8 protein-coding genes are annotated in these 7,003 nt (G+C 45.4%); 5 read left to right on the forward strand and 3 right to left on the reverse strand.

The features are described from left to right. Nucleotides 1-89 precede the first annotated feature (89 nt). The 3 genes from Q1B11_RS19705 (at nucleotide 90) to Q1B11_RS19715 (ending at nucleotide 3,341) form a co-directional block, all read left to right on the forward strand. Nucleotides 90-953 (forward strand): toprim domain-containing protein, encoded by an 864-nt coding sequence (locus Q1B11_RS19705; RefSeq protein ID WP_299735633.1) that lies wholly within the window; start codon nucleotides 90-92, stop codon nucleotides 951-953. Further along, the gene (locus Q1B11_RS19710) at nucleotides 940-2,481 is read left to right on the forward strand and encodes a YfjI family protein (RefSeq protein WP_299735635.1); all 1,542 of its coding nucleotides are present in this window, start codon (nucleotides 940-942) and stop codon (nucleotides 2,479-2,481) included. Before Q1B11_RS19705 ends, Q1B11_RS19710 begins: the two co-directional genes overlap by 14 nt. 263 nt (nucleotides 2,482-2,744) lie before the next feature. Continuing rightward, nucleotides 2,745-3,341 carry a hypothetical protein gene (locus Q1B11_RS19715; protein WP_299735636.1) on the forward strand — a complete coding sequence of 199 codons (597 nt, stop codon included), beginning with the start codon at nucleotides 2,745-2,747 and terminating at the stop codon, nucleotides 3,339-3,341. Between the two features lie 33 nt (nucleotides 3,342-3,374). Here Q1B11_RS19715 and Q1B11_RS19720 read toward each other — a convergent pair whose 3' ends face one another. Both Q1B11_RS19720 and Q1B11_RS19725 read right to left on the reverse strand, forming a co-directional pair. Continuing rightward, nucleotides 3,375-3,845 (reverse strand): DUF4124 domain-containing protein, encoded by a 471-nt coding sequence (locus Q1B11_RS19720; RefSeq protein WP_299735638.1) that lies wholly within the window; start codon nucleotides 3,843-3,845, stop codon nucleotides 3,375-3,377. Between the two features lie 120 nt (nucleotides 3,846-3,965). Then, entirely contained in the window at nucleotides 3,966-4,535 is a 570-nt protein-coding gene (locus tag Q1B11_RS19725) for a recombinase family protein (protein ID WP_299735640.1), read from the reverse strand. Between the two features lie 258 nt (nucleotides 4,536-4,793). Between Q1B11_RS19725 and Q1B11_RS19730 the strand changes: the two genes are divergently transcribed. After that, a complete protein-coding gene (locus Q1B11_RS19730) occupies nucleotides 4,794-5,801 on the forward strand; it encodes a hypothetical protein (protein WP_299735642.1) in 1,008 nt (335 codons plus the stop codon). Beyond that, nucleotides 5,788-6,504, forward strand: a complete 717-nt coding sequence (locus tag Q1B11_RS19735; RefSeq protein WP_299735644.1) for a hypothetical protein — start codon at nucleotides 5,788-5,790, stop codon at nucleotides 6,502-6,504. Before Q1B11_RS19730 ends, Q1B11_RS19735 begins: the two co-directional genes overlap by 14 nt. A gap of 63 nt (nucleotides 6,505-6,567) precedes the next feature. Here the strand turns inward: Q1B11_RS19735 and Q1B11_RS19740 are convergent. Then, nucleotides 6,568-7,003 (reverse strand): hypothetical protein (locus tag Q1B11_RS19740; RefSeq protein WP_299735646.1); only part of this gene is annotated, 436 nt, incomplete at its 5' end.

The following is a 7,003-nucleotide window of genomic DNA, read 5'->3' on the forward strand; positions in this document are numbered from 1 at the left end:
AATCTATCAGAAATTGATCGCTGGTGCTTTTTTCTTCAAATCAGTTCATTTTTACCCACAGATATCCCTGAAGAGCCAAAAAAAACAATATGCCCTGCGTCTTCTGTAAAGGACATGACCGCTATTCATTTATGAGTATTGTTAACGGAAATTACATCTGCCGACAATGCGGTGCTGGTGATGGGTTCAGCTTAATCATGAAAGTGTCAGACTGCAGCTTCATCGAAGCAGTAGAAATGGTCGGCCAATATCTTGGTATAACACGACAGGGCTACAGTAACCCCATTCATTTTGAAGAAAATATTGAACTAAGGCGTTTAGAAAAAGATCGTTACTTAAAAGAAGCTGCCGCAGAAAAACATCGGCAGGAGGCTGTGGCAGCACAAAGAGCCGTTAGACTTTGGAACTCAGCATCTCTAGCCAATTCTGAGCACCCATACTTGATTCGAAAGCAACTCCCGGCACTTGGTTTAAAGCAAAGTGGTAACAATTTACTGATTCCGCTTTATGCCCATGATCATGAACTGGTCAACATCGAACAGATCAATAGCTGTGGTAAGAAATTTGGCCTCAAAAACGGAAAGCGAAAAGATGTCTATTACCGGTTTGGTCAAGAATCCTGGACAGTTTATATCTGTGAAGGCTGGGCCACTGGAGCGAGCTTATACCTGATGGAAGGTCAGACCATTCAAGTATATTCAGCCATGGGCAAAGGCAACCTGACAGCCATTAGTTACATAGCGAAGGAACAGAATCCAGATAGCCGTTTGATTCTTGCGGCGGATAACGACACTCACCTATCAGGCAATCCGGGACTGAAAGATGCACTGCATGCGGCTGAGGCAGTTGGTGCGACGGTCATGATGCCTCCAGCTATTTCAACTCAACACCGTGGAACCGACTTTTCTGATTTCTATCTTGCCAATGGAGGGCATGCGTATGGCACTTTGTGATAGCAATAAAGTAACTCTGATCGAACCGGATGCTGAAAACAAAACAGAGGGCGCTAAACGACAGTTCGATTGGCCAGAGCTAAAACCTCTGAATGACAAGCTTTTACCTGTTCAACCAATAACCCTGGATATGCTGCCTTCTGAACTTTCCGGATGGCTGACAGACATTACTGAGCGAATGGATAACGTTGCCTTTGAGTACGTTGCCGTGGCTGCAGTTACAGTATCAAGTAGCCTTATCGGTCGTAAGGTGACCGTTAAACCCAAGCATAATGATGACTGGGTAGTTGTAGCAAATCTCTGGGGATGCTGTATCGGTAGACCCAGTGAGAAGAAGAGTCCGGCCATCAACGCTGTCACTAAGCCATTAAAGCGGCTGGAAGAGAATGCCAGAGAGCTGTATGAAAATGACCGTAAACGATATGAGGTGCAAGATAAAATCACCCAGATGGCGAATAAAGATGCCGAAAAGAGAGCATCCAAACTGGTCAATGAAGGTAAGCACCATGACGCAGTAGCTCTCCTCATGGATGACAGCTCCGATCCGGAAAAACCAACTTGCCATCGTTACATAGTTCATGATTCCACCATCGAAAAGCTGGGGGTTATATTGTCTGAAAACCCTAATGGAGTACTTCAGCTTCGGGATGAGCTGTCTGGCTGGATAGCCGGACTTAACCGGGATGACCGTCAGCAGGATCGTGCCTTCTGGCTCGAAGCATTCAATGGTGACGGAGCTTTCAGCTACGACCGAATAAGCAGGGAAGATGTGTACATTAAATCCAACACAGTCTCTATTCTTGGAGGTATCCAGCCTGGTCGCTTACTGCCATTGTTAATAAATCAGCGTGAGGGTTCTGGGGATGATGGCCTGATAGAGCGTTTTCAGCTACTGGTGTACCCAGACAGCGCACCATTCAAACACACTGACCGCGCTCCCGATAAGTTGCTCCAGAAAAAAGCCTATGCAGTATTCAAAAGACTTGATGATATAGAGTACAAAACTGAGGAAGATGAACGACCATCATTGCATTTTGGATCGGAAGGACAAGCTGTTTTTGACCAGTGGTATTGTCAACTAATGATGAGAATCAGGTCTGGTCATCTGAGCCAGAGCATGGAGAGCCACCTTGGTAAGTATCCTTCATTAATGTCATCACTAGCACTTATATTTCATATCATTCAGAACGGAGCTACAGGAAGCATTGGTAAAGAATCTGCATTAATGGCCATTCGCTGGTGTGAAGTGCTGGAGTCACATGCCGCCAGAGTATATGGGCTAATTAACGACGCAATGGCAAGCGCACGTATTTTGATTCATCGTCTCAATAAACTGCCTAGAGCCTTTAAAATGAAAGATCTTGAAAATAAACGCTGGACGGGTTTACAAGAAAAGCATCAGAGGGAACAGGCACTCAAGGTACTGGAAACTCATGGTTACGTGATCAGAGATGAGCAACCAGGCAATGGCCGTCCATCGGTCACATACTATATAAACCCAGCCTGCCTGAAAGATACAGAAGAATGAATTTGACAGGGCTATCTATCAGTAAAAACCAGTTAAAAGTCTTTGGTCGATCTTTCTACTGGTTTCTACTGATACTAACCCTGCACTATTTTAAAATAAGCATCACTCTCAGTATTTTGAAAAAGTGCGCTGTACGTAGAACGTCAACATGAACCAGCTATCAAAAAATGCTGCATACCACCTTCAACTGATATCATCAATTAACCAATAAGAATTCGTGTTTTCGTAGGGATTTAGGTTCTACCAGCACAGGAAGCATAACCATGGGTGGATACAATAGCGGTAGAAAAGCCAGCGGAGCAAAATGCGTAGAAGATTTCTACACACTGGATATCTGCCAACTCTACCGCCAAGGCTTTCTGAAGCCCAGACAGAAAACGGTTATTCGGTTTGGACAATCATTCGCCATCAAACTGGAATGCAAGATTAATTTCGGGGGCTGGGATCAATGTCTGCATGTGAAGTACCCAGTCTGGAACGAAGTCGGACAGATCGAAACCAAAGAACAGATTATCGGTATTGAGTGGTTTAGCACCCTGAAAGGAAAAACCTACCGCCCCTACTTCTACTGCCCGATGTTGGAGATACGTGCAGGCAAATTGTTAATGGGGAAAAAAGGCTTTGCTCATCGGCGCTGGTATGGGCCGCTGTACCATGGACAAACGCTTGGCCATTTTGATAGATCAATTAGATCGTGTAGAGCAATAAAGGATCGGCTGGGTGATACTGCAGCAGAATTTGCTACAGATTCTCCGCAAAAGCCCAAAGGGATGCATCAAAAGACTTACCGAAACTATCTTAAGAAACATCGGAGGGCATCTTTACCAGCTCTATCCCAGATGGGACTTAACGACTTTTGAGAAAAAGCTCCGCCGTGAGGCTGACTATTTCGGCTAATCAGTATAGCTGTTTTTTAATTCTTTTAGTTCCTCACGATACTGCCTTACTTCATCCTGCTTTAGATCAATCTGTATTTTATATTTAGAGGTGACAGCCTCCATTTCAGTCGATATAGACTCCTCCCAAGTCGCGCCAGCCAAGTTATTTCGTGAATGGAGCTTTTTATACCGCAGATAAGCAATTTCATTTTTCATCTGCTTTCGAAGAACTTTAATTTTCTCCTGCCCACGTTTGATCTGATCTTTTAGCAACACTTCTTTAGTGTGCTTACCTGCCTGTTGAATTTTATCTTCACTCATTCCCTGCATCGTTGATGTTTCGTTGAGAATTACTGTCTTCTGAGAATCACCACAAGGCTGGTCAGAAAACACCATTTTTCCTTGGTTAACGCACTGATAAATTTCAGCATGTAATCCAACTGGAACCAAAAGTATGGCTATGCAGAACATCCCTCGAAAATCCATTTAAAGTCACCGTTGTTTTAGTCTTATAGTATTTGTCTGTTACGGGAATTAGGCCTTTAACCATAACATTAACTTTGTTCTTGGTAACACTGGAGCCAATTCTCCACACTAGGAAGACAATTAATCTGTAAGCGCAGTATGATTCAAAACGTTATATAAAGTCTGTCTACTAACCCCAAACGCTCTGGCCAGCGCCTTTTTCTGTTCCCCAGCAGCCACCCGTCCTTTAAGCTCTTCCACCTGTTCAGCCGAAAGCTTCGGCTTTGCGCCAATCTGTTTACCCTGTTTCCTGGCAGCCGCAATACCTTCCCGCTGTCGTTCACGAATCATACTTCGCTCAAACTCTGCAAAGGCACCCATCATCTGAAACATCAGTGTGTGCATTGGGTTACTGTCGCCAGTGAAAGTTAGATTTTCTTTATGGAACTGAATACTGACACACTGTTCAGTCAGCTCCTCCACCAGTACCTGCAGATCCTTCAGGCTCCGGGCAAGGCGATCAATGGAATGAACATGAAGTCGATCCCCTGCCCTCAAATGTTTAAGGCAGGCTTTCAACTGGGGGCGGTTGGTATCTTTACCACTGCAGTGATCTTCAAAGCTGGCATCCAGCTCAACACCATCAAGTTGTCGGGCGGTGTTCTGGTCAATACTGCTGACCCGGATGTAGCCGACGCTCTGTCCCTTCATCTAATTCTTTCCTCATACTTCATTATTTGAGTAAAAGAAAAACTAGACTCAGTTTGACATTCTGTCCAGTTGGGCAAAAACAACTTTACTGGACACGGCAGGTCAATGACTTACCCACCCTTTGTATCGTGTCCATAAAGTGTACTTATTTGGACATAGGCATATTCCCGCTTCATATAACAACACCACAACAATCAAGATTTTTTGCCTGGCAAACAGTAAACTGGATTAGCCCTTTCCCAAAAACCGGAATCAGAAGTGATTGACCGAGATAATATTGACCAGACCAATGATCAGATAATCGATATTGCCCACTGGCCAGTCCATGAAGAGTATGAAGTCTACCCTGAAGGCGCACGGGTCAAAACACTGCGGGTATGCCCTGAAGATACTCCGTATGACTTCTGTATCCCCGGTCACCGTTATCTGTTTAAGGAAGCCATCAAAAGCGCAAAAGACCCAAGCCAACCACGACACCCGGATCAGTACTGGTGTGAAGTTATTGCCTTCCGAATTGGTCGACTGATGAAACTTCCGGTGCCTCCTGTTTTCGTAGCGATGAACTCCCTGACAAAAGAACCCGGTAGTTTGTGCGAATGGTTTATTGGTTACTCTCCTGAGATAGAAGAACGATCCACCCCGGGTGGCGAATATATGCAGCAGATAATTAAAGGCTATGATCGGGATAAAGGCAGGCAGCATAACTTAACATCGATCATTGCTTTCTCCCGAGCATTGGCCATGAGTAAAAAGCTTACCCATAACTGGAAAGAATACTGGGGACTCTGTCTCTGCTTTGATGCTCTGATCGGCAATACTGACCGCCATCAGGAAAACTGGAAAGTCATCTGGAATGGTGACGAGGGTACTGCACGCCTCTCACCTTTCTTCGACAATGGCACCAGCCTTGGGCATGAACTGTTCCCAAAAAAGTTCAATCAATGCATACGTGATGAAAATATGCTGTCTGCTTATACCAAACGGGGCCGACATCAAATGAAGTGGCATAAGGATGATGAGAAAAGATTACTGTTGATGGAAGGCGTCAGTAGATACTGTCGAAAGTACCCGGAGATTACGCCACTATTGATTGACACGCTCCAATGGGAAGACGATGCTTTAAATAAGATACTTACTGAACTGACCACCTTTAATATACAATCCCCGCTGACAGCAGAAAGGGCAGCATTTATTCACAGGCTGACCTGTTATAGAAAGCAGTTGCTGTTGGAAGAACTGGAGATTATTAGTAATGAGGCACATTGAACACCTGGTCGAACCGGATCGAATACTTCTTTCATGGCAGGCGTTGGCAAGCAAAAATCGTTCGCGCTTTGTGGTGGGTGAACTGGTGCGTAAAGGTGACAAAGTGACTCTCCGGTACTTCACTGATAGCGAAGACTTTCAGCAAGCCATCGCAGATGGCTTCACGGGTTACCCAGCTTTTCAAATTCAGCAGGGGGTGATGCAGTACGATAGTCAGGTACTTGATGCTTTTATCCGCCGCCTGCCACCCAGAAGTCGCAGTGATTTTTCCCGTTATCTGGAACTTCGGGGGTTAAACCCTGAGGCTGAAATCAGCGATTTTGCTTTGCTGGGATACTCTGGTGCCAAGCTACCTGACGACGGTTTTGAACTGATTCACACGTTTGACAATGCTGACGGGGCATTCGAGTTTATCGTTGAAGTGGCCGGTTTTCGGCATGAGTCTGAGGTGCCCGTTGACGATATCCCTCTGGAGGCCAATGTCAGCTTTACACCAGAGCCATCAAACACCTTTGATGACAGGGCTATCCGGATAGAGCTGAATGGCCGGAAACTCGGCTATGTGGACCGTGGACGACTCGATCTGTTCCACCGGCATTTGCAGGCAGGCCACCGGCTAACCGGAGAAGTGACCCGTAAAAACGGAACTCCTGCACGGCCACTGCTTTATATCTATACACGGGTTGTGCCCGTCACCCATTGAAACCCTTCCCTGAGCAGAGACCTGTGCTGCTCAGGCCTATCCATCGTGTGTAAACCTAATCCATCATCCAGAATAGTTTCTTATTCTGAGCTGATATTCTCGACCGCAGGTATCAATAGCCACTTCACACAAATCAACCTGTCCCCCTTTTGCATCCAAACAAGCCTTAATGGCTCGTTTCTTCCAGTCGGGCATCTTTTCACCTAAATAAACAGCTTGAATACAATCCGGGTCGATATTGTTCCACCCCTTCTTGGTACTAAAAATCCGTGCTTCCTGTTCATAACTCCAACCGCCGGACTTGGTTGCGAAAGTTTTTTGTATATCCTCCACAGAGTTTTCCCTGTTACCTGATATAAAACCATCAATATAGGTTTTTAGAGATAAAACAGGCAGCAAGTTATCTGAGTAGAATGCATCGGCTGCAGCAATTCCCGCTCTTTCCTGAAGCCTCACAGCTGCAAGATGTACAGAGGAGGTAGAAAAACACAGCCCGCAC

The organism is uncultured Endozoicomonas sp. (genome assembly GCF_947495845.1).
In the GTDB taxonomy this organism is placed as follows: Bacteria; Pseudomonadota; Gammaproteobacteria; order Pseudomonadales; family Endozoicomonadaceae; genus Endozoicomonas.